The organism is Cupriavidus sp. IK-TO18 (assembly GCF_015549295.1).
Taxonomy (GTDB): Bacteria; Pseudomonadota; Gammaproteobacteria; order Burkholderiales; family Burkholderiaceae; genus Cupriavidus; species Cupriavidus oxalaticus_A.
In genome coordinates, this window is record NZ_JADGMP010000034.1 from 48,158 (window position 1) to 70,342 (window position 22,185).

Genomic DNA, 22,185 nt, shown 5'->3' on the forward strand with positions numbered 1-22,185 from the left:
CGGCGCGGCATGCGTTCATGTGCTGGCCTCGCCCATCCACGTCCAGACCACCTGTGCTTCATCTGACGGCGATAGCCCGAAACTGATCATCGGCGTCCCAGCCTGCCGCACCACGCCGGACTTGCCGGCCACCCACGCCGCCAGGGGGTGGCCGGACGGCAGCGAGGCGCGCCACATGCCTGAGCGCGGTACGACCTGCCCCGAGCGCACCGTGACAGGCTTGCCGGTCTGCGTCGGCGGCGCATCGACACGGAAACGCAGCCCGCCCAGGAGCCGGTCCCACAGGGCCACGGCCTCATCGTCGCTCAGCGACGCCTCGTCCGCGGCGCCGATGCGGTTGGCTGCCACCTTTGTGTACATCTTTGCGCCAATGGATGACGGATGCAGGGTGGTGCGCTCCTTGCCGACCGCTTCCCACTCGAAATCGTGGGTACCGTCCGCGCGGCGGACCAGGGACTCCTCTCCTTGCCAGACGCCGACAATGCGCTTGCCTTCGCGCAGGGTAGTCAGCTTCGGATAGCGCTTGCCCAGGTCCGCTCTCTGCGCCGCGATGGAAGCAAGCAGCCCTTCGCCGTTTGCACCGTCCACGCTCGCCAGCTTGTTGGAGTCGACTGAAAAGCTGACGTCCGGCAGGCTGGGGATGGCGATGCCTGCCCGCATGATTTCCTGGTGTACGCCGCTGCTGTCCACGATGAAGCCGTGGTCGATGCAAACGCCGGGGTCCTTTGGTATTTCTGCGTTGTCGCGGGCGCGCAAGCCGCGAACGAGCGGCGCAATCTCTTCTCCGCCATAGAACCATTCGTACAAATGATTGCCCGCTGCGGCAAGGGTGTGTGCCCCCTCAAGACCGTATTTCACGGATAAGTCGTCTTCGTAGTAGCGGATTTCTATGCTTTCCACTTTGGCACTTCGACCGAAATAGGTGATCTTCGCTGTGTCATCCTTGTCCAGAATCTTCTTGCGGTAGGCGTCCGCCTTTTCAGTCAAGCGGTCTGCTGCAGCAACGTGCGTCACAATCTTCCCGGGAAAATCCTGCGGTCCGAATATCAATCTCGCTTCGGCTGGCACTTCCAGGACATATCTTCCGAAGCAGACCTGTCGGGTCTTGCCGAACAGGGCTTGCAGGCGTGGTGACAGTTCGACTTCGTTCGGCACACCGTTCTCCTTGTATGAATATGGCTGGCAAGAAACCAACAGCAGACATGCCAGCATGGCAACAAATTTTCCGCAGTCGCTCATGATTTCCACCATGGTGCGGTATTGGCGATCTTGACGAGCGAATACAACAATGATGCGAGAACCTTGTCGTTGTTGTAACTGTTCTGGTGCTCATAGCCGGATTGCCGGAAGACTAGTGTGCCGCGCACACGCGATGCTGATGCGTCGCTGGGAACAGTCTGATCGCCGGCATCAATGGGCGGCTCAAGTCTGAGTTGCAGGGTGTGACGATTCTCGGCGCGAACCATAATGCGCCCTTCCCCGTCTTCACTGATAAGCCTCCATGAAAGCGGATTGCCGAATCCTTTTAGGCCTGTTGCGTTCACCCGATACGTGACTGCACCGAAGGCTTTTTGATAAGGGTCCGCGCCATAGCTAGCGTAGGTGGTCGGATGGTACAGGTCCTGGATATCCCGGTGAAACCTCTGCGCTTCGGCAATTCTCTTCGTTGCCAACCCATACGGGTTGTAGCCTTCATATTTCTTGTTTGCAGGATTGACCCACTCCGGGTTCAACAGGCGCCACCACGCATCAGGTTCGCGGGCGTAGATGTCATACAAGGGATCGCCAACGGCTACTGGCGCGCCGGGCCTTGTTGTTCCCAAGGTCTTATGCAACTGCATTTCGCTACGATAAGTCTTGAGCGGCTCGTCCGAAGCAATCGGCAACGCCATCACCTGCCGGTACTCGCTGGTCTGGACACGAAGCCAACCCCGCGGATAAGAAGCGCTCGGCAACAACTCCAATGGCCCTGGTGCGTTGGCAAAGACCGCTGTGACTTCCTTGCCGGTCTTGCCGATCACCGCGCGTTCGATGGCGCCCATCAGGTTGCCTTTCGCATCCTCAAAGCCCGCACGTACCCGCTTGTAGGCCGCCGCTGCCCCGACGGGGGGCTGGACGTTGTGATAGATGCCAAGGATCTTCTTGCCGATACCGTTGCCGTACTTCGGATTCAACATCGCCCTGGCAACCAGCCCGCCCATCGAATGCGTCACGATGATGACCTTCTCGCAGCGGCGCCCATTGGCCTGGTACATCGCGATCACTTCGTCAATGCGCCTGGCAAGCTTGCCCGCCGATACGCCGTTGCTTTGCAGCCAGTTGTATCCCATGGCATAGACCGGATACCAGCAGTTCCCGACCCGCCGGATCTCATCCTCGGTCAATGGCTGGCCTGCACCACCGCCCCACTCCCTTGGGTCCACGCCCAGCACCGGTATGCTGTGCGGCATCTTCCAGGCAAGCGACACCTCTCCCGTCGGTGCCAGCAGATCGTTCATTCTCGCTTCCATCAGCTTGATGGCCGTGCCGTACGATTCGAACATGACCTCGCTCCAGCCGCGCCAGCGGGCCTTCTGTGCCGCGGTGGCCTCATGCCTGCCGCGCTTCGCCTTCCATTGCTCTGCTGCAGCGGGCATGGGGGCGCTCATCAGCAAGCCGATGTCGGGCAGGCCATCCGGAACATTGCGGTGCCGTTTGTCGGAAGTTGCGGTCGCCTCGCCCATCAGGTCGAACTTTCCCGCGTCTTCGGTCACCTCGTAGCGATCGACCTCGGTCTCGTCGGGATCGAAGTTCAGTTGCCGGCGTTTCGGTGAGTCTCTGCGGCGGGAAAGGCTGTCGATCTTCTCGTCCGGCCGCCACGCCCGGTTGTCAGTGCGCTCGAGCTCGGCCTGACGCTTCCGGCTCATGCGCAGATGGGATCCCATCACGCCGGGAATAAAGATGATCGGAATGACCCAGTCCGGAGGCACCGGCAAGCTGACGCGGCGCTTGTCGGTTGACGGTGTCAGGGCAACGGTGGCACCGGCGCGGCCGCCGATCTCTTCGCCGGTTTTCAGGTGGATGCGATCATTGGCCACTTGCTGCCTCCCCGATCTCGATCGTGACGTTTTCCGCGCCCTGGCTTTGCTGGAACGTGCTCAGCCCATCCATGTCGGTGACGCCCTCGATCACGCTGCCATCCGACTGCGTCAGGCGGAATCTCCGATTCCTGGCCGGTGAGCCGTCGGGCAGGTGCAAGTACACCTCCTGGTCGAAATCGCTGTGCGGCAATGCCAGCGAGCTTGGACTCATTCCATCCGGGCCATCGAGACAGAATCCGGCGGCGTGAATCTGCTTTGTCCCGCGCATGCCTTCCACAATCTGCGAAGGCGTCCAGCGCTGGTAGGTCTGCCCGACCTTGAGCACGATGCCCTGGTCGGCTTCAAGGACGATATCGCCGAGCGCCCGAAAGTGGATGTTGCGCCGAGCGGTGCCCTTGATGTCGCCGCCCTGCGCTTCCAGTGCAATGTGATCGGTCGCGGCCACCAGCCGAATCCCCAGGCTGTGCGCGAACAGCGCAATACGCCGGGCCGCGCTGGCGAAGAAGCCGCCGCTGCTGGCGAACGACGCATGCTTGCCGGTCGTGACGGCCAGATGCTCCCCGCTATGCAAGTGGGTGGACCGTGCAGCCGTCGCAGCCAGTGCTGCTGCGGACGCCATTACCAGATGGGGTGCGGTCAGTTCGCCGTTGACCTCGCCCGAGCCACAGATCTCTTCGTGTTGAGCCTTGAGGACCGTGGCGACGTCCTGCTGTTCGCTGTCCTGCGCCTGGTGGTGACGGGCGAGCTGTGCGGTGGTGTGATGGGCGTGCTGCGCGTGGTGCAGGCGGTCCAGCGTTTCGCCCATGTCCTTGTGATGCGCCCTGGCATCGGGCCGGGCCTCGGTGCTGACCAGCAGGCCGTTGGCGCCGCGTATGGCGCCGTGCCCATCGGTACGCAGCTCGAAGCCCTCGCCCCGATGGTCCTGCCGCCCCCGGTTGTCCTCGATACGGGTGAGGTAGCCCAGGCTGAGCTGGGACCGCTGATGATCGGAGGACAGCTGGGACTGGATCTCGCCCTTGGTATCGTCGAATACCAGATGGCCGCTGCCCGAGCCGTCCTGTTCCCGGCTACGAATGCCCGTCAATGCATGCTGGTCCGGCAACTGCCACGGCGGCATGTTCAGGCTGTTCGGCACCGCGCCCATGACAATAGGCTTGTCCGGATTGCCGCCATCCAGGAACATCACAAGCACTTCGCTGCCAATGCGGGGGATGCCGACCTGGCCATGCTGCGAGCCCGCCCATGGCGTTGCCACCCGGACCCAGCATGACATCCGGTTGAACCGGTCCCACGGAAACTGCACGCGTACACGCCCGAAGCGGTCTGGCCATACCGCATGGCCCTCCGGGCCGACCACTGTCGCGCTTTGCGGACCTGTCACCACGGGCCACGGCACGCTCAGGGCGGGACGGAACACCTCCTGTGCCGGATGGCATTCGAATGCCACCCTGCAGTGCCAACGCTGGCCTTCGCCGGCGGCTTCCGCCACGTCTTCGACCGTGAGGTGCGTGTCGAGCACCACGTACTCCCGGTTGGCGGCCAGCTGTGGATGCCCGCTGACGTGCATGGTGTGCCCGGGCACGACAGCGCGCAGGTTGCCCTTGCCGAAGCAGCGAAGCCCCCGGGAACGAATCTCTTCCATGCGGATGCGGGCGATCGTCTCGCCTTCATCCCAGGGGCGGTTGTCCGTCGCCGGCTGCGCGTGCTCGCCTGGAAATTCGTAGACCTCCTGGTGCAGCGCGCCGGTGTTCTGGCCGGTTTCGCGGGCATCGGCGCTGCCGGCGGTCAGGTTGCCGCGCGGCTGGGTGAAACTGTAGGCATTGGTCGTGTACCTGCCGGCGACCACGGCATCGACTACGGAAAAATCGTCCAGGTGTTCCTCGTCGATCCTGACGCCGGGCGGATGGACTGCAAGCACCTGATAGGCCTCGCTCGGCATCCTGGGATAGCCGCCGACATGGTCTACCAGGATGAGGCGGTGCTTTCCCTCCGAATGCGCGAAGAACCATGAGATGCCCCAGTGCTGCATGAGACGGGCGATGAAGGTGTAGTCGCTCTCGTCGCATTGGGTCCGGTAGGCCCGCGTTGGGTACTTCGCCACATCCAGCCTGCGCTCAACGCGAAAGGAGTAGGCGGACAGCACCTCCTCGATGATCTCGATGTCGGTTCGGTTCTCGAAGATCCGGCTGTTCCTGTTAAGCGTGGCAAGCCACAGCCACGGACGCAGGGTCAGGCCATAGACGAAGTGCCGCCCTTCGGCACGCAGGTAGCGGGCACGATCGACGATGCCGCTGATCTCGCGGGTGCCCGCGCCGATCCGGCCCGCCAGCCCGGTTCCCATGCCATCGAGCTGGATATGCACGGTCAACTCCCGACCGTTCATTTCGCGCAAATCGACATTGCCTTCCCGGCCGTGGAAGTTGAAGTCCTTGTCGGAAGTCTTGAGCTCGATCTCGTACTCGAACAGGCCGCAGAGTCCTTCCTTGCCCTGCAGGCGTACGAAGGCAAACGGTGCCTGCCCGCGGCCATGCGGCAATGCCGGGCCGGAGACTGTGACGGTGCGGACGGAGATCGGCAGATGGTCGCGGACATTCATGCGGGCACTCCTGGAATGAAGACAACCACAGGGTGCCCGGATGCACGTCGAGCACGTTCTGCGGAGGGAGTCGATGCTATCCGCAAAACATGCCTGAAGAGGCCCGACTATCGCGACATTTGATGGTACCGATGCAAGTTCAGATTCTTCCCAGCGGACACGCAGACAAAGCGCAAATTGAATTCACACGGCGGACGCTGATATTTCTCCGCAGCCGCGGGGAAATGTAAGACGGCCCTAAGGCAACGCATCCTCCGGCAACACACTCAACCCCGACGCGCTGGTCGACATGGTCCGGCGCTGGCTCCTGAGCACCCCGTTCTCGTCGAACTCGAGCAGCACCGTCGACGAGCGGATGGAGCCGCCGGCGAACAGCGGTCCGATGAACGGGATAAAGCTTTCGGGATTCGGCCGGGAACTCGCGAAGGAATAGACCAGGATGGTCGAGCCGTTGCTGAGGGTCGTCTGCGAGGTAGGCTGGCCCAGTTGCGTGGTGACGTCGTCGAGCGTGGAGAAATCGAGCAGGAAATTCTCCAATTGCTCCTGCCGGACATTGACGCCCGTCGAAACGCAGGCAGCCAGCATCGCGCTGGCTGCAATCAGGGCGTGAACACGTTTCATGTCGTCACCGCCGTACCATGGTGCGTGGCGGGGAGCGTGTGCAGGGCCGTGCTGCCAGCGGAGCCCCGCATTGCGTCCGGCATGCCCTGCTTCAAGCATAGACGCTCCGGGCGGCGTCGGCTTGCGTCCGGTTGACCTGACAATGCAGGTGCCTCCGGCGCCATTCCGGATCCGCTTGCTGTCGTACACTAGGCACTGGCGCCGCACTGACGCTTGCGGTTCCATGTTCGTAGTGCCCGCCTTGACTCTGCTCAAGCCTTTACTCGCCGAGCGCTAGCAAACTGTCATCCATGACTTTTCCTACCTCGCCATCCGGCACGCCCCGCGCCGCCAATGCTGGCCAAGCCAGCGCCTCGTCCAGGTCCCATCGCCCGCTGCCCTTGCCGCGCGGCCGTCTTGCATGGGTCACCGGCATCGTCAGCTGGATCCTGCTGGTTGCCAGCACCCTGTTCTGGTGCCTGCTGCTATTCCCGCTGGCGCTGCTGAAGCTGGTGCTGCCGTTCGCCGCGGTCCGCCGGCGCATCGATCCGGTACTCAACGGTATTGCCACGGCGTGGATTTCCTGGAATACCGGCTGGTTCGCGCGCATCCAGCAGGCGCCGTGGGATATCCAGGGCAATACCGGGCTGCGCTACGCGGACTGGTACCTGGTCAACTGCAACCATCAGTCGTGGGCCGATATCTTTGTGCTGCAGCGCTCGCTGAACCGGCGCATCCCGCTGCTGAAATTCTTCCTGAAGCAGCAGCTGATCTATGTGCCGGTGATCGGGCTGGCGTGGTGGGCGCTGGACTTTCCGTTCATGAAGCGCCATGGCAAGGCGGAACTGCGCCGCAATCCGGCGCTGCGGCGCCAGGACCAGGAAACGGCGCGGCGCGCATGCGAGAAATTCTCGCTGGTGCCAACCAGCGTGATGGTGTTTGCCGAGGGCACGCGCTTCAGCGAGGCCAAGCGCGTCGCGCAGGCGTCGCCGTACCGTCACCTGCTCAAGCCCAAGGCGGGCGGGCTGGCGGTGGCGCTGAATGCAATGGGAACGCGCTTTCGCTCGATGATCGACGTGACCATCGCCTATCCAGACGGCGTGCCAAGCTTCTGGGACCTTGCTTGCGGCCGCGCCGGCATGGTGGTGGTGCGCATGCACCAGTTGCCGGTGCCACCGGCATTCTGCGAGGCCGACTACGCCACCGACAAGGCGTTCCGCACGGAATTCCACCACTGGCTGGCGCATCAGTGGCAGTCCAAGGACGACGAGATCGACGCCCTGACGGCCCGGCGCGCCGACTGACCGCGCGCATCGGCCGGCCGCCGCCCGGCTAGCCCGGCAACCGCTCCACCGCCCGCTTGCCCTGGCTGACCGCCGCCGTCACCGACGGGCTGCCGGCATTGTCGCTGTTGGCAATGCTGATGTTGCCGACCCCGGCCAGGTCCGGCCAGGCCGCGTCGGCAGCCACGTTCTCGCCTGCCACGCTGTCCGGCATATAGCTGTAGCCGTGCGCCCAGCGGTTCACCGTGATGCCGCGGATCACCTTGCTGGCGCTGAAGCCGGCCTGCCCCAGCATCCGGTCCAGCTGCGCGCGGATGTCGCGCTCGAGCGCATCGAACGGGGTTCCCAAGAGGAAGGCGCGGCCAGCGCGGAAGCGGTCGCGCGCGCGCATGCCGCTGTCGGGCACGGTTGGCACATAAAGCATGTGCAGCACTGCCGGGTCGGACGGACGGGGGCCAGCGGGCGGCTCCAGCCACAGGTCGGTGTACGTCATGGCCGGCGCGTGGATGCGCCGCGCGCGCAGCGCGGCGAAGGCCTGCCAGTTGTCGAGCGCCACCTTGGTGTAGACCAGCGGGGCCTTGGCCTCGTCGCGCAGCACCGCCTTCTGTGCGGCCGGCAGCGACGGCAACAGATACGGGATCATCATGTTGTAGCCGGCCAGCACCACGTGGCGCGCTTCGACACGGTGCAGGTTGCCGCCCCAGCCGTAGGTCACGCGCGTGATGTTGCCATCGGGCTCGACCGCAATCGCGGTGCTGTTCAGCCGCAGCCGCACCGGCGCGCCGTCGCGGTCCAGCCGGTTGTAGTCGAAGGCGGCAGTGGCCACCTCTGCCGGCACGGCAATCGACGCCACGCCCGGAATCAGGCTATGCACCAGCAGCCGTGCCAGCGAGGCATTGCCATCCGGGAACCACAGGCGCGAGGCCGGCGACTTGCCCAGCCGGGGGTTCGGCGCCGGCGCGGGCATGTTGGCGCCGGCGGGCAGTCCGATGGCGATGGCATCGGCGACCGAGATGCCGTCGGCATCGAGCGCATAGGCATCGTTGCTGCGGCTGCGCAGGAAGCGCAGCGCCGGCAGGCCGAGGCCGGCCTTGTCGCGCAGGAAGGCGGCGTAGCGCATGGTGCGCAGCGCCGCGGCGCGTGCGGCGTTGTCGAGGCCGGGCAGGTAGTCGGTGGTGCCGGCCGCCAGGCGGGCCAGCGCGGCGCGATCCGCCGCGGGTAGCGGCGCCTGCTCGAGGAAGCGTTGCAAGGCAGCGGCATCGGGCCCCTGCGCGCGCAGGCCATTGCGCGCATCGGCCAGTTCGCCGAACGGATCGCCGCCGAGCCACTGGTCGCGGCCGAAATGCTCGGCATCGAAGAACACGGCGCGGCCCATGCCCAGCGCGGCATATGGGTCGGACGGCGGTGCAGCCGGCGGGCGCGCGGGATCGAGGCCGATGCCGGCCAGCAGCTCGCGCATGGCAGCGTCGCTGGCTGCGCCGGGCGGCATCTCGGCGCTGCCGCCATAGGTGACCAGCCGCTGGCCGCGGACGGTGAATTCGTTGCGCTTGGCATGGCCGCCGAAGTCGTCGTGATTGTCGAGGATCAGGATGCGCCGGGCGGCGCCGAAACGGCGCCGGTAGAACCATGCCGCCGCCAGTCCGCTCACCCCGCCGCCGACCACGACCAGGTCGAAGGCCTCGCGCGCCAGCACCACGGGATATTTGGCGCCCTCGCGCGCCAGGCCGTGGGCCAGCGTATACGTGCCGTCATGGTTGCCGCGCAGCCCGGTCAGGGCCGGCGGATAGCCGGCGCTTGCCGCCCCGCCCTGCTGCGCGTGCAGCCATTGCACCGGTGCCAGCCCGGCGGCAATGGTCAGCGCGGTGCCGTTGAGGAAGTCTCTGCGCGTGATCGTCATCGGATGCTCATCGGAAAGCGGTGCGTGCCGGAGCGCTTCGCCTCAGCGCTGTGCCGCCAGCGCCTTGCGCCGCGCGGCCACGTCGGCTTCGGTCACCGGACCGGCACGGTTGCCCCAGCCGCGCCGGATGAAAGTCAGCACGCTGGCCAGTTCCTGGTCATCCAGCGTCCAGCCATAGCCGGGCATGTGGTAGTCGGTGGCGGCGGTGCCGACACGCGCGGTCACGGCGCCATCGAGCAGCAGGTTGACCAGCGACGCCGGATCGGGATCGGCCACGGTCGGGTTGCCTGCCAGCGGCGGGAACACGCGCGCGAAGCCCTTGCCGTCGGCGCCATGGCACGGCATGCAGTACACCGCGTACTGGCGTGCGCCCGGCACGTCGAAGCGGCCCTGGTGCAGTTGCTGCGCGGTGGCGGGATCGGGGCGGAACGGCTTGTCCTCGCCGCGCGCGCCGGGCAGCGACTTGAGGTAGGCCGCCACGGCATCGAGGTCGCCCGGACTCATGTATTGCGTGGCGGTGGAGATCACGACGGACATGGGCCCGAACGAGGTTGCGTGCCCATTGCGCCCGGTGCGCAGGAACTCGGCAATGTCCGCGCGCGACCATGCCCCGAGGCCGGTGACCTGGTCGCCGGTCAGGTTGGTCGCGGACCAGCCTTCCACGCTGGCGCCCGACAGGAAATGCCGGCTGCGCTCGTCCAGTCCTTGCTCGGCGAACAACCGGCCGCGGGGCGTGTGGCAGGCTCCGCAGTGGGCCACGGCCTGCACCAGGTAGGCGCCGCGGTTCCACGGGTCGCCGCGCGCGGGCTCGGTGCGAACCGGGTCGTCGTCGAGAAACAGCAGGTTCCAGACCGACAGCAGCGAGCGCATGCCGTACGGAAAGCGCAGCTGCGGCGCCGGGTTGCGCTGCGCCACGGGCGCGACTTCCGCGCGCAGGTAGGCATACAGCGCGGCCACGTCGTCGGCACGCATGCGGGCGTAGGACGGGTACGGCATGGCCGGATACAGGCGCTTGCCGTCGCGCGCCACGCCCTGGCGCAGTGCGCGGTCGAACTCCGCCAGCGTATAAGCGCCGATGCCGGTGGCGGCGTCGGGGGTGATATTGGTCGAGTGAAGGGTGCCGACGGCGGTGCGGATCGGCAACCCGCCGGCAAATGGCTTGCCGCCCTCGCGGGTATGGCATGCGGCGCAGTTGGCGATGCGCGCCAGATAGCGGCCGCGTTCGACCTGCTGCGCCTCGGCGGCGCCCGCGGCCAGTGCCGAACGGGCCGGCCAGGCAACCAGCAGCGCCAGGGACAGCCACAGCCAGGGTAGCCAGGACAGCCACTGCGCGGGCAGCAAAGCGGCGGCGCAATGCCGCCCGGTCGGGCGAGACATGGGGTCGATCAGATTGTTGTTGTGATGAGAATGTAACGCGACGCCGCGGCTCAGGCTATCGTCATGGCCGGTATGGCGCTTGCCGCTGCCGATGCGCCCGACACGGCCCAGTTGGCGGCCAGCACCAGGCAGGCTACCAGTCCGGCGGCCACGGCCACGCCGGTCAGGATCAGCGGCACGGGACGCAGGTTTTCCAGGTCGCGCTGGTGTTCCTGGCCCTTGCGCAGGCCAAAGAAGCCCCACAGCACGGTCCGCAACAGCCTCAACGGGTTCATTGTCTCTCCTTGCACGAAAGCCTTTGGCGACGACAACCGATTATGGCCGCCAGCCGCCGGCCATAACAGCATCAGGTACCCGGAAAATTTACGTATCAGTTGCCGGACCCGGGGCGATAATGGCACCCTACACCCCGCCCCGCCCCGCCCGACTGCGCCCCATGAAACGGTACGAAGCCCTCGCCGAAACCCTGGCCGCCGATATCCGCAACGGCAGCCTGCCGCCCGGCACCCGCCTGCCGTCGATCCGCAAGACCGTGGCGCAATACGGGGTCAGCCCGTCCACCGCGTTCCAGGCCTACTACCGGCTGGAAGAGCGCGGACTGGTGCGCGCGCGCGAGCGTTCCGGCTACTACGTGGCGGGGCCGGCCCGGCGCGACCTGCCGCAGCCGCAGGCGCGGCCGTCGCGGCAGGTGTCGACCCAGGTCGACATCTCCAAGCTAGTGTTCGCGGTGCTTGAAGGCGCGCGCGACCGCAAGCTGGTGCAGTTCGGCTCGGCCTTCCCCTCGCCTGAGCTGTTCCCGTGGGAGCGGCTGGGCAAGTCGCTGGCGCGGGCCGGCCGTGCGCTGGACCCGTGGCATTCGGTCAACGACCTGCCGCCCGGCAACGCGGCGCTGCGGCGGCAGATCGCGCTGCGCTACCTCGGCGCGGGCGCGCCGCAGCCGGCCGAAGACCTGGTCGTCACCAACGGCGCGCTGGAGGCGCTGAACCTGTGCCTGATGGCCGTGACCCAGCCGGGCGACGTGGTCGCGATCGAGTCTCCGGGCTTCTATGCCGCGCTGCAGGCGCTGGAACGGCTGCGACTCAAGGCGCTGGAGATCCCGGTCGATCCGGCGCAGGGCATCGACCTGGGCGCGCTCGACAACGCGCTGTCGCGTCACCCGGTCAAGGCCTGCTGGTTCATGACGCAGTTCCAGAATCCGCTCGGCGCCAGCATGTCGGAAGACAAGAAAAAGGCGCTGGTGGCCCTGCTCGCCCGTCACCAGGTGCCGCTGATCGAAGACGATGTCTATGGCGAGCTCTATTTCGGCAACCGCTGCCCGCTACCGGCCAAGGCCTTCGATACGCAGGGGCTGGTGATGCATTGCAGTTCGTTCTCGAAGACGCTGTCGCCGGGCTTCCGCATCGGCTGGGTGGCGCCGGGCCGCTTCGGCGAGGCGATCCAGCGGCTCAAGCTGATGACCACGCTGTCGGCCGGCGTGCCCACCCAGGTAGCGCTGGCCGAGTACCTGCAGCACGGCGGCTATGACAAGCACCTGCGCCGCCTGCGCCATGTGCTGGAGATGCAGCAGGGCCAGATGCTCGATGCCATCGGCCGGCATTTCCCGGAGGGCGTGCGCGTATCGCGGCCGGAGGGCGGGTACTTCCTGTGGGTCGAGTTCGCGCCCGGCTTCGATGCGCTGGCGCTGCACCATGCCGCGCTGGAGGCCGGCATCGGGCTGGCGCCGGGGCCGATCTTCTCGGCGCGGCAGGGCTACCGCAACTGCATCCGGCTCAACTACGGGCACTTGTGGAACGACGAGGCCGAGACGGCGGTCGCCACGCTCGGCCGGCTGATCGCGCAACAGGCGGCCTGAGCGGCCTGAGCGGCCTGAGCGACCTGAGCGGCCTGAGCGGTCTCAGCGGTCTCAGCGGTCTCAGCGCGCGTCGCGATGGCGGCGCAGCGCCCATTCCAGCGTCTCGAACGCGGCCTGCACGGCGAGCGCCAGCACCGCGGCCGGGATCGCGCCGGCCAGCAGCAGCGTGGTGTCGTTGAGCGCCAGCCCGGTGGCAATGCGCTCGCCAAAGCCGCCGGCGCCGACGAAGGCCGCGATCGTGGCCGTGCCCACGCTGATGATGGCGGCGGTCTTGACGCCGGCCAGCAGCACCGGCAGCGCCAGCGGCAGTTCCACGTAGCGCAGTACCTGGCCGCCGCGCAGCCCGAGCGCGCGGGCAGCGTCGCGCATGCCCGGCGGCACCTGCTCCAGTCCGGTGGCGGTGTTGCGCACGATCGGCAGCAACGCATACAGGAACAGCGCCACCAGCGCCGGCCACACGCCGATGCGGCCCAGCAGCGGGATCAGCATCGCCAGCAAGGCCAGCGACGGCACGGTCTGCAGCACGCTGACGGCGCCCAGCACCACCTGGCCGGTGCGCCGGCGGCGCGCAGCCAGGATGCCCAGCGGCACGCCGGCCAGCGTGGCGGCGCCGACGGCGCCTGCCACCAGGCCGACATGGCGCCGCGCCAGCCGGTTGGTGTCGGGTCCAAGCAGCGCGCCCAGCAGGCCGCGATCGCTGGTGCCTGCCACCGAGGCCGCGGACGCCGCGGACGCCGGTACTGCGGCCGGTTCGGCGCCGGGGTTCGGGCCATGCGCCGCGAACTCCCGCGCGACGAGATCGAACGGCTTGCGGTCGATCTCCGCCGCGGCGTTCATTGCCACCATGTCGGCCGCGCTGATGCGGCCCGACAAGCGCTGCAGCGCCTGCCACGCCTGCGGGAAGCGCTGCGGCACGTCCAGCCGGTACACCACCACGGCGTCATAGCGCGGGAAATAGCGGCGGTCGTCTTCGAGCACGCGCAGCCGGTACTTGAGGATCTTGGCGTCGGTCGAATAGATGTCGATCGCATCCACCTGCCCCGCCGCCAGCGCCTCGTAGGCAACGCCGTGGTCCAGCCCGACCGGCTGCTGCGGCAGGCGATAGCGGCTGGCAAGGCCGGGCCAGCCGTCCGCCCGGCCGAGGAATTCATGCGACAGGCCCAGCCGCAGCCGCGGCTGCGCGGCCAGGTCGCTGAGCCGGCGCAGGTTGGGCGGGCGGGTGTCGGAGACGGCCAGTGCGTAGGTGTTTTCAAAGCCGAGCGGGATCGCCGCACCCAATCCCAGCGGGGCCAGTGCCCGCTGGATGGCGTCCAGGCCGGCGCCGGGCGGCAGCTTCAGGATCTCCGCGGCGAGCGTGCCGGTGTAGTCGGGATAAAGGTCGATGCTGCCGGCCTTGAGCGCCTCGAACACGATCGCGGTATTGCCCAGCCCTTGCTGGTGCTGCGCGGTGCCCGGCGGACCGGCGGCCTGCGTCAGCAGTTCGCCAAGGATATAGGACTCGGTAAAGCGCTTGGAGCCAACGCGCAAGGGGTCGGCGGCCTGCGCGGGCGCCGCTCCCACGAGTGCTGTCGCGAGCACCCAGAGCGTCAAGCGCCACAGCGTGGTCCTTTCATTGACCTGCCGATAGCCACCGAGCCAGGCAAACACGTCCGTCCTTTTTGGGGGGCCGGTGTGCTCCCGGCATCTCTACATCATAGCCGCGGCATAGCCTTATCCCGAAATAGTATTTGGCATCTGCATGATAAGCACGTCAGAATCCGGATTGAACATACATCGCCAACACCAATGGAAATCCGGCAACTGGAAGCCTTCGCCGCCGTCGTGACCACCGGCAGCGTCACCGCCGCGGGCCGCCTGCTCGGCCGCTCGCAGCCGGCCATCACGCGCCTGATCCAGGAGCTGGAGGCCGAACTCGGCTTTGCGCTGTTCACCCGCAGCGGCCCGCGCGTCAGTCCGACGGAACAGGGCTTCCTGCTCTACGACGAGGTCGAGCAGACGCTGGCCGGCATGCAGCAGATCCGCAGCCGGGCCGCGGCACTGGCACGCGGCGACGGCCGGCCGTTGCGCATCGCCGCCACGCCGGCACTGGCCGCCGGCCTGCTGCCGCCCGCGCTGGCGCTGGCGTTCGAGCGCGGCCAGTGCGCGCCGGAACGCGTGGCCGTGCAGGCCGTATCGCCGGAACAGGTGGTGCATGCCGTGCTGACCGGCGCCGCCGACATCGGGCTGAACAGCCTGCCGCTGGAACACCGCGGCGTAACCGTGCACTGGATCGGCCAGTCGGCTTGCGTGGCGGCGGTGCGCGGCGACGATCCGCTCGCGGCACAGGCAGCGATTTCACTGCAGGATTGCCGCGCGCGCCGCATCGTCACCATGCAGAACCCCTACCGGCTGCGCCGCCGCGTGGACCGGGCGCTGGCCAGTGCGGGCGTGCCGGCCGCCGGCGTGATTGACACCAACACCTCGATCAACGCGCTGACGCTGGTCCGCGCCGGGCTTGGCATTGCGCTGCTGGAGCCCGTGACCGCACGCGGGCTGCCGCTGACCGACATCGCGGTGCGCCCGATCGACGCGGATATCCCGTTCTACTTCGGCGTCATCACGCCGCAGGCGCGACCGGCCAGCACCGCCGTGCTGGCGCTGGTGCAGGCGGCGGCCGATGCCGCCGCCGCGCTGCTGCCGGACCTGCTGCTGCGCGATGCGGCCGAGCACGGCGCGCTGCTGCAATCGCTGTACGGCGACACCGGCGCCGGCACCGACTTGTTTTCACCGGACACCGATCTTCCCAGCCATGACTGACCCCACCACTACCACCCCCGCCGGCCTGCCCGCCCTCGAGGCACGCCTGCGCCAGGACCTGTCCTGGCTGGAACTGCCCGCAAAGCCGTGGACCATGCCGCGCACCCACGACGGCCGTGACGTGCTCGACGTCGCCGTGATCGGCGGCGGCATGGCCGGCCTGGCGGCCAGCGCCACGCTGGCGCACCTTGGCATCCGCGTGCGCGCCTTCGACCGCGCGCCGGCCGGCTTCGAGGGCCCATGGGCCACCACGGCGCGCATGGAAACGCTGCGTTCGCCCAAGCAGCTGACCGGCCCCGCGCTGGGGCTGCCGGCGCTGACCTTCCGCGCCTGGTTCGAGGCGCAGTTCGGTGAAGACGCATGGCAGGCGCTGGACAAGATCCCGCGGCTGCAATGGATGGACTACCTGCGCTGGTACCGGCAGGTGCTGGACCTCGATATCCGCAATGAGCACCGCGTCGAACAGATCGTGCCGCGCGCCGATGGCCTGGTGTCGCTGTCGATGCGGTCCCCCGCAGGCCCGCTGACCGTCCTCGCGCGCCGCGTGGTGCTGGCGACCGGCCGCGACGGCCTCGGCGGCGCCTACGTGCCTCCGCTGGCGGAGGCGCTGCCGCGCCACCTGTGGGCGCACTCGTCCGACGAGATGGACTACGCCACGCTGCGCGGCAAGCGCGTGGGCGTGGTTGGCGCCGGCGCGTCGGCGATGGACAGCGCCGCCACCGCGCTTGAAGCCGGCGCGGCCTCCGTCGAGATGCTGGTGCGGCGCCAGGACATCCCGCGTGTCAACAAGAGCAAGGGTGCCGGCAACCCGGGGCTGACCCACGGCCACTATGGCCTGCCGGATGCCTGGAAATGGCGGCTGCGAAACTACATCAACACCGAGCAGGTGCCGCCGCCGCGCGGCAGCACGCTGCGGGTTTCGCGCCATGCCAATGCGCATTTCAACCTGGGCGCGGCGCTGGAGTCGGTCGAAGTGCGTGGCGACGTGCTGCATGTCGCCACGCCGCAGGGCACCTTCGAGCTGGATTTCCTGATCTTCTCGACCGGCTTCCGCATCGACCTGGAAACCCGGGCGGAATTTGCCGCCTTTGCCCCGCATATCCGCTACTGGCGCGACCGCTACGTGCCGCCGGCAGGCCAGGAAGACCGCGAGCTGTCCGATTCGCCGGACCTGGGCGAATCGTTTGAATTCCAGGAAAAAAAACCGGGCGCGTGCCCTGGCCTGTCGCGCATCCACTGCTTCTGCTATCCGGCGGCGCTGTCGCACGGCACCATTTCCGGCGATATCCCGGCGATCAGCGACGGCGCGCGCCGGCTTGGCCAGGGCATCGCCGCGCTGCTGTACCGGGAAGACGTCGAACTGCACTATGCCGCGTTGCAGGCCTTTGCCGAGCCGGAAGTCTTCGGCGACGAATGGACTCCGGCGCTGCCGCCGGCTCTGCGCACCGCGCAGGCCTGAGCGCAAATACCTTGAACCTTGAACCGATACTTCCGAACCAACAGAGTCCGATGACCCAGACCTCCGCCCCCGCGGTCGACCTGATCGACCAGCTCACCGGCCTGGTGCCCGGCAGCGCCACTTACGCGCTGCGCCATCAACGCGACAAGGTCGTGGCCGCCACCCAGGGCAGCCATGACGCCCTGTTCGACCCGGCCCTGCCCGGCCTTTCGCTCGAAGAACGCCTGCTGGTCGCGCTGTACGCGGCGCGCCTGACGCCCTCCGCGGCGCTGGCGGCGCACTACCGCGCGCGGCTGGAACAACTCGGCGCCGATGCCGCGCACGTGCGCGCCGCCGCCGAAGGCCAGCCTCAGGAGATCGCCGAGCCGCGCCTGCGCGCGATGCTCGCGTTCACCCGCACGCTGATCGAAAAACCCGTCGAAGGCGACAAGGCCGCGCTGCAGGCGCTGCCCGCAGCGGGCCTGAGCACGCCCGCCGTGGTCACGCTGGCGCAGCTGATTGCCTTCCTGTCGTACCAGGTTCGGCTGGTAGCCGGCCTGGACGCCTTGAAGGCATTGAACGACACTGCAGGAGCCCAGGCATGAGCGAGATCATCAAATCCCACGGCTTTACCAACGAAGTGCTGGACTGGAAGGCTTGGCTCGATATTGTCGAACTGGACCAGGCCACGCCCGAACAGGTTGCCGTGCTGGAAGAAAGCCATCCCAAGGCCAAGGTGCAGGACTACTACCGCTTCCTGGTGCACCAGCCCGAGATCCTGCGCCAGCGCTCCACCGCCTTCAACGCCATCATGTACGCACCCGGCGGCATGCCGCGCGCCGAGCGCGAGCTGGCGACCACGGTGGTGTCGCGCATCAATGGCTGCGTGTACTGCGCGTCGGTGCATGCGCAGCGCTTCGAGCAACTGGCCAAGCGCAATGACGTGATCCGGGAAGTGTTCGAGGACCCGCGCTCGGCGGGGACCACCGCGCGTGAGAAAGCGATCGCGCAGTTCTCAATCGAACTGACGGAGCGGCCGGCGGAGGTAACCGCGGCACTGCTCAAACCGCTGCGCGATGCGGGGGTGACGGATGCGGAGATCCTCGACCTGATCCACTCGGTCGCGATCTTTGCGTGGGCGAACCGGTTGATGCTGAATCTTGGCGAGCCGGTGTTTCCGGATCAGGCTGAGGGGTGAGGGGTGACTGAGGACCGGCCTCGATAGCCAGCAACATGCGCTGTCGCGGGACACGGTCTAGCTGTCACCGCCCCCGTAATGCACCGCCAACCAAACCGTCGGCTGCGTTTCGTCAGTCCATGCCACACGATGCCGGCAATGCGCCGGCAAGTGCAGCCAGTCGCCGGGCCGCATCACATGCTGAACTGCCTCACCTTCAATCTCCAGCGCAGCACTGCCGCTGACCAGCAGCACCCACTCGGCTTCCGCGCTGTCGTACCAGAACCCTGCCGGACTGGCCTGCCCGTTGGAGACGATCCGCTCGATCTTCAGGCCAGGCCGAGCCAGCAGCGGCTCGAACACTTCTTCCGCCAGGTTCACCGGCACAGCGGCCAGCAAGCTTCCATGCTCGAGCGCCATCATCGCCTCCGGAAGGTAACGTCGTGTCAGTCCGCCGGCCCCGGCGCCAGCACGTCGCGCGCGCCGTTGCGGCCCATTGGCGACACCAGCCCGGCGACTTCCATCTGCTCGATCAAACGCGCCGCGCGGTTGTAGCCGATGCGCAGCTGGCGCTGCACTGCCGAGATCGAGGCGCGCCGGCTGGTCAGCACGAAGGACGCGGCTTCGTCATACAGCGGATCGGCTTCGCCATCGCCGCCGCCTTCGCCGAACAGGTCGGCGCCGCCGGCCTCGGCCGGGTCGCCGGCCAGGATGGCTTCATCGTAATCCGGCTCGCCGAATTGCTTCCAGTGCTCTACCACGCGGTGCACTTCCTCGTCGGCGACGAAGGCGCCGTGCACGCGCTGCGGGTAGCCGGTGCCCGGCGGCAGGAACAGCATGTCGCCCTGGCCGAGCAGGCTCTCGGCGCCCATCTGGTCGAGGATGGTGCGCGAGTCGATCTTGGACGAGACCTGGAACGCCACCCGCGTCGGGATATTGGCCTTGATCAGCCCGGTGATCACGTCGACCGACGGTCGCTGCGTCGCCAGGATCAGGTGGATGCCGGCGGCGCGGGCCTTCTGGGCCAAACGCGCGATCAGTTCTTCGATCTTCTTGCCCGCGACCATCATCAGGTCGGCCAGCTCGTCGATCACCACCACGATCATCGGCAGCCGCGACAGCGGCTCGGGCGCGTCCGGCGTCAGCGAGAACGGGTTGGGCACCTTGCGCTCCGCCGCCTCGGCGGCGCGGAGCTTCTGGTTGTAGCCGGCCAGGTTGCGCACGCCCAGCGCCGACATCAGCTTGTAGCGCTTTTCCATCTCGCCGACGCACCAGTTGAGCGCGTGCGCGGCCTGCTTCATGTCGGTGACCACCGGCGACAGCAGGTGCGGGATGCCCTCGTAGACCGAGAGCTCGAGCATCTTGGGGTCGATCATGATCAGGCGCACATCTTCCGGCGTGGCCTTGTACAGCATCGACAGGATCATGGCGTTGACCGCGACCGACTTGCCCGAACCCGTGGTGCCCGCCACCAGCAGGTGCGGCGCGCGCGCCAGGTCGGTGACCACCGGATTGCCGGTGATGTCCTTGCCCATCGCCAGCACCAGGCGCGAATGGTGTGCCTGGAACGAGGCCGCCTGGACGATCTCGGACAGCCGGATCATCTGCCGGCGCGCATTGGGCAGCTCCAGGCCCATGCAGGTCTTGCCGGGGATGGTCTCGACCACGCGGATCGAGGTCACGCCGAGCGCGCGGGCAAGATCCTTCATCAGACCCACGACTTGCGCGCCGCGCACGCCCATGGCGGGCTCTACCTCGAAGCGCGTGATGACCGGGCCGGCATCGGCGCCGACCACGGCGACGGGTACCTTGAACTCGGCCAGGCGCTGCGCGATCAGTTCACCGGTGTCGCGAAGGCGCTCTTCCGACACCTGCTCGCCGCTGTCGAGCTGGTTTTCCAGCAGGTCGGCGGGCGGCAGGCGGTAGTCGACCGGCGGGCGGGGCGCGGGCGGTTCGGGAACCGGTGCGGGTGCGGGAGCGGGCTGGCTCGAGCCCAGCGGCACCGTGCGGCCGACCACGGCCGGCAGGACGATGCGGGGCTTGGCCAGGGGCGCGGCGATCGGGGGCGGTGCCGGCTCGGGTGCGACGGTCGCTTCCGCAGGTTCCGCTGCCGCCTCGATCGCGGCAGCCGCTAGCTCTTGTTCCGGCTGGATAGCTTCGGTTGACTCGACTGCTTCAACAGTCTCAACTGCTTCAGCTGCCTCAACGACCTCAGCCGACTCAACGACCTCAGCCGACTCAACGACCTCGGCCGATTCAGCAACCTCAACGGCCTCAGCGACCTCCGCCTCCGCATCAGGTTCGCCTGCCCCCCTATCAGCAACCGCTTCGCCGACCAGACCGTTACCGTCCATCAGCGTTTCCGTGTCCCGCTCGGCGGCAGGGTCGGCCGAGGCCGGTGCAGCCCCACTCTCCTCCTCCATCGCCGAGGTAGCGACGGCCTGTGCCACGGCACCGAGATCGTCAGTGTCGTCAGCCGGCACGGCGCCCACCGGCTGGCTTTCGACCTCAGTTTCGCCTGCCGGGACCAGGCCGTCTGCTTCATCCTTCGGCGCAGCATCGATTTCGTCCGCAGCATCCGTCGCGTCGGCAATGTCGGCCAGCGCCGCCGTGATTGCGGGACTTTCAGGAACTGCGGCGACTTCCGTTACGGACGCAGGCTGCCTGGCCTTGCCCGCCAGCGCCTGCAACTCGGCCAGCAGGTCCAGCGCTTCCTGCCGGATTGCTGCCAGCGTGACGGCGTCGATGTCGCCGGCAATGTCCTTGTCGATAGCCGGCTGCGCAGCCGGCTCTGCCGGCTCTGCCGGCTCTGCCGATTCTGCCGCCCCGGCCGGCGTGACCGGCGCCGCGTCGTCGGGCTCGATCACAACCGTGTCAGCGGCGACAGCCGTGTCGGCCTCGGCCACCGGCGTTTCCGGCACCGCCGGCTTGGCGATGGCAATCGCCGGCTCGACTGCTGCCTGGACAACGCCGGCCGCCGCGGCAGGCACAACCTCTGCGGCAGGCGAGAGCGCAGCCAATGGCACCGTTGCCGCCGCCTTCGCCTGCGCCTCCGGCAAAGTCGTGATCGACGAGCGCACCAATGGCTGCGGCTGTCGGAACGGGGTGCTGACGACGGTTGCGCGCGGGGGTTGCGCAGGACGTGCGGCCGCTGCTGCCTGTGCCGGCGCTGCAGCCACTGCGGCCGCTGCGGCCGCTGCGGGCTTGCGTGGCGCCGGCGCCGGCGCAGGCCGTGCTGCCGGCGCCGCCTGCGCAACGGCCTGGGCCGCGCCTGCCGCAGCGGAGGGTCCCGCGGCGCGCACGGTCTTGCCCGCGGCCGGCGCATCGGCAGCATGCAGCCAGATCTCGCCCGGCTGCGGCGGCGATTCACGGGTACGCCGCGGCGGCTGCCACGCGGGCTGGCGCCGCGCCGAAACCGCTTCGAAACTGCGGTGGCGCTGGGGCGGCGCGCTCCAGTTGCCCTGGGCGCCGGTGGCGGCCTCGCGGCGCTCGGCTTCGCGCGGCGCCTGCGGCGTGAAAGTATTGGCGAACGGGTTGGTGAAGGCCGGCGCCGGCTCGTCTGTCGGGGCATCAGGGTCCGCCGCGCGGCGCGGCTTGCGCGCGAACAGGCTGCGCCAGGTTTCGCCGAACACCATCGGTGCCGCCAGCGCCAGCACGCCCAGCATCAGCAGCAAGGCACCGGTCCAGCCGAACAGGTTGCCGAACATGCCGGCAAGCGCGCGTCCCGCGGAACCGCCCGCGCTGGACTCCGGGTCGGACCCGCCGGTGAGCGCCTCCAGGCTGGCGCTGGCACACAGCACCGCCAGCGTACCGAGCCAGGTACGCAGCGAGCCCGGCCCGGCCAGACGGCGATCGCCGGCAAGCCAGCGCCCGGCCATCCGCCAGACCAGCGGCAGCACCCAGAAAGTCGAGAATCCGAACCAGCCCAAACCCATTATCGACATGCCATGTTCAAAACTACGGGCAGCGATTGTAGCGGGTATGGCAGCGGGTCATTGAACCGGAAAGCGCAAATATTCGTAACGCAGCGCGTTTCACCGGCTATATCGCCAATTTCGCTGCGCCATGGCGACAGCCCCACTGCTGGCC

16 protein-coding genes are annotated in these 22,185 nt (G+C 67.8%); 6 read left to right on the forward strand and 10 right to left on the reverse strand.

Annotation, left to right across the window (positions count from 1 at the left end):
* Window positions 1–15: 15 nt before the first annotated feature.
* The 4 genes from IPF36_RS26460 to IPF36_RS26475 form a co-directional block, all read right to left on the reverse strand.
* Window positions 16–1,251 (reverse strand): T6SS immunity protein Tli4 family protein, encoded by a 1,236-nt coding sequence (locus IPF36_RS26460; protein WP_240745951.1) that lies wholly within the window; start codon window positions 1,249–1,251, stop codon window positions 16–18.
* Complete coding sequence (locus IPF36_RS26465; protein WP_135705085.1) at window positions 1,236–3,077, reverse strand: triacylglycerol lipase; 1,842 nt, start codon at window positions 3,075–3,077, stop codon at window positions 1,236–1,238. Before IPF36_RS26465 ends, IPF36_RS26460 begins: the two co-directional genes overlap by 16 nt.
* The gene (locus IPF36_RS26470) at window positions 3,067–5,676 is read right to left on the reverse strand and encodes a type VI secretion system Vgr family protein (protein ID WP_135705084.1); all 2,610 of its coding nucleotides are present in this window, start codon (window positions 5,674–5,676) and stop codon (window positions 3,067–3,069) included. The genes IPF36_RS26465 and IPF36_RS26470 overlap by 11 nt, the downstream gene beginning before the upstream one ends.
* Before the next feature lie 237 nt (window positions 5,677–5,913).
* Window positions 5,914–6,297 carry a hypothetical protein gene (locus IPF36_RS26475; RefSeq protein WP_133098347.1) on the reverse strand — a complete coding sequence of 128 codons (384 nt, stop codon included), beginning with the start codon at window positions 6,295–6,297 and terminating at the stop codon, window positions 5,914–5,916.
* 380 nt (window positions 6,298–6,677) lie between these two features.
* Between IPF36_RS26475 and IPF36_RS26480 the strand changes: the two genes are divergently transcribed.
* On the forward strand, window positions 6,678–7,580 hold the full coding sequence (locus IPF36_RS26480; RefSeq protein ID WP_135706253.1) for an acyltransferase: 903 nt from the start codon (window positions 6,678–6,680) through the stop codon (window positions 7,578–7,580).
* Between the two features lie 28 nt (window positions 7,581–7,608).
* Here the strand turns inward: IPF36_RS26480 and IPF36_RS26485 are convergent, their stop codons facing one another.
* Genes IPF36_RS26485 through IPF36_RS26495 form a run of 3 tightly spaced genes read right to left on the reverse strand, consistent with a single transcriptional unit; the run spans window position 7,609 to window position 11,108 of the window.
* Complete coding sequence (locus IPF36_RS26485; RefSeq protein ID WP_135705083.1) at window positions 7,609–9,456, reverse strand: NAD(P)-binding protein; 1,848 nt, start codon at window positions 9,454–9,456, stop codon at window positions 7,609–7,611.
* 42 nt (window positions 9,457–9,498) lie between these two features.
* Complete coding sequence (locus IPF36_RS26490; protein ID WP_255519909.1) at window positions 9,499–10,833, reverse strand: cytochrome c; 1,335 nt, start codon at window positions 10,831–10,833, stop codon at window positions 9,499–9,501.
* A gap of 50 nt (window positions 10,834–10,883) precedes the next feature.
* Window positions 10,884–11,108 (reverse strand): DUF2970 domain-containing protein, encoded by a 225-nt coding sequence (locus IPF36_RS26495; RefSeq protein ID WP_133098345.1) that lies wholly within the window; start codon window positions 11,106–11,108, stop codon window positions 10,884–10,886.
* Between the two features lie 161 nt (window positions 11,109–11,269).
* Between IPF36_RS26495 and IPF36_RS26500 the strand changes: the two genes are divergently transcribed.
* Window positions 11,270–12,685 (forward strand): PLP-dependent aminotransferase family protein, encoded by a 1,416-nt coding sequence (locus tag IPF36_RS26500; RefSeq protein ID WP_195431372.1) that lies wholly within the window; start codon window positions 11,270–11,272, stop codon window positions 12,683–12,685.
* Window positions 12,686–12,745: 60 nt separating this feature from the next.
* On the opposite strand, the gene IPF36_RS26505 is transcribed toward IPF36_RS26500, so the two are convergent.
* A complete protein-coding gene (locus IPF36_RS26505; protein ID WP_135706252.1) occupies window positions 12,746–14,263 on the reverse strand; it encodes a glycine betaine ABC transporter substrate-binding protein in 1,518 nt (505 codons plus the stop codon).
* 207 nt (window positions 14,264–14,470) lie between these two features.
* On the opposite strand from IPF36_RS26505, the gene IPF36_RS26510 reads away from it, so the two are divergent.
* Genes IPF36_RS26510 through IPF36_RS26525 form a run of 4 tightly spaced genes read left to right on the forward strand, consistent with a single transcriptional unit; the run spans window position 14,471 to window position 18,117 of the window.
* Window positions 14,471–15,481, forward strand: a complete 1,011-nt coding sequence (locus IPF36_RS26510; protein ID WP_133098343.1) for a LysR family transcriptional regulator — start codon at window positions 14,471–14,473, stop codon at window positions 15,479–15,481.
* Complete coding sequence (locus IPF36_RS26515) at window positions 15,474–16,940, forward strand: FAD-dependent oxidoreductase (RefSeq protein WP_195431373.1); 1,467 nt, start codon at window positions 15,474–15,476, stop codon at window positions 16,938–16,940. Before IPF36_RS26510 ends, IPF36_RS26515 begins: the two co-directional genes overlap by 8 nt.
* Before the next feature lie 50 nt (window positions 16,941–16,990).
* A complete protein-coding gene (locus tag IPF36_RS26520; RefSeq protein ID WP_240745950.1) occupies window positions 16,991–17,524 on the forward strand; it encodes a CMD domain protein in 534 nt (177 codons plus the stop codon).
* Window positions 17,521–18,117, forward strand: a complete 597-nt coding sequence (locus IPF36_RS26525; RefSeq protein WP_133098340.1) for a peroxidase-related enzyme — start codon at window positions 17,521–17,523, stop codon at window positions 18,115–18,117. The genes IPF36_RS26520 and IPF36_RS26525 overlap by 4 nt, the downstream gene beginning before the upstream one ends.
* Before the next feature lie 57 nt (window positions 18,118–18,174).
* Here IPF36_RS26525 and IPF36_RS26530 read toward each other — a convergent pair whose 3' ends face one another.
* Window positions 18,175–18,516, reverse strand: coding sequence for a cupin domain-containing protein (locus IPF36_RS26530; RefSeq protein WP_133098349.1), 342 nt, complete (start codon window positions 18,514–18,516; stop codon window positions 18,175–18,177).
* Between the two features lie 26 nt (window positions 18,517–18,542).
* Window positions 18,543–22,031, reverse strand: coding sequence for a DNA translocase FtsK 4TM domain-containing protein (locus tag IPF36_RS26535; protein ID WP_195431445.1), 3,489 nt, complete (start codon window positions 22,029–22,031; stop codon window positions 18,543–18,545).
* Window positions 22,032–22,185: the final 154 nt, after the last annotated feature.

Excerpts from the sequence above, each read along its gene's own strand:
- IPF36_RS26460 (WP_240745951.1), bottom strand. The coding sequence starts at position 1,251 with ATGGTGGAAATCATGAGCGACTGCGGAAAATTTGTTGCCATGCTGGCA.
- IPF36_RS26470 (WP_135705084.1), bottom strand. The coding sequence starts at position 5,676 with ATGAATGTCCGCGACCATCTGCCGATCTCCGTCCGCACCGTCACAGTC.
- IPF36_RS26475 (WP_133098347.1), bottom strand. The coding sequence starts at position 6,297 with ATGAAACGTGTTCACGCCCTGATTGCAGCCAGCGCGATGCTGGCTGCC.
- IPF36_RS26485 (WP_135705083.1), bottom strand. The coding sequence starts at position 9,456 with ATGACGATCACGCGCAGAGACTTCCTCAACGGCACCGCGCTGACCATT.
- IPF36_RS26490 (WP_255519909.1), bottom strand. The coding sequence starts at position 10,833 with ATGTCTCGCCCGACCGGGCGGCATTGCGCCGCCGCTTTGCTGCCCGCG.
- IPF36_RS26495 (WP_133098345.1), bottom strand. The coding sequence starts at position 11,108 with ATGAACCCGTTGAGGCTGTTGCGGACCGTGCTGTGGGGCTTCTTTGGC.
- IPF36_RS26500 (WP_195431372.1), top strand. The coding sequence starts at position 11,270 with ATGAAACGGTACGAAGCCCTCGCCGAAACCCTGGCCGCCGATATCCGC.
- IPF36_RS26510 (WP_133098343.1), top strand. The coding sequence starts at position 14,471 with ATGGAAATCCGGCAACTGGAAGCCTTCGCCGCCGTCGTGACCACCGGC.
- IPF36_RS26515 (WP_195431373.1), top strand. The coding sequence starts at position 15,474 with ATGACTGACCCCACCACTACCACCCCCGCCGGCCTGCCCGCCCTCGAG.
- IPF36_RS26520 (WP_240745950.1), top strand. The coding sequence starts at position 16,991 with ATGACCCAGACCTCCGCCCCCGCGGTCGACCTGATCGACCAGCTCACC.
- IPF36_RS26525 (WP_133098340.1), top strand. The coding sequence starts at position 17,521 with ATGAGCGAGATCATCAAATCCCACGGCTTTACCAACGAAGTGCTGGAC.
- IPF36_RS26530 (WP_133098349.1), bottom strand. The coding sequence starts at position 18,516 with ATGGCGCTCGAGCATGGAAGCTTGCTGGCCGCTGTGCCGGTGAACCTG.
- IPF36_RS26535 (WP_195431445.1), bottom strand. The coding sequence starts at position 22,031 with ATGGGTTTGGGCTGGTTCGGATTCTCGACTTTCTGGGTGCTGCCGCTG.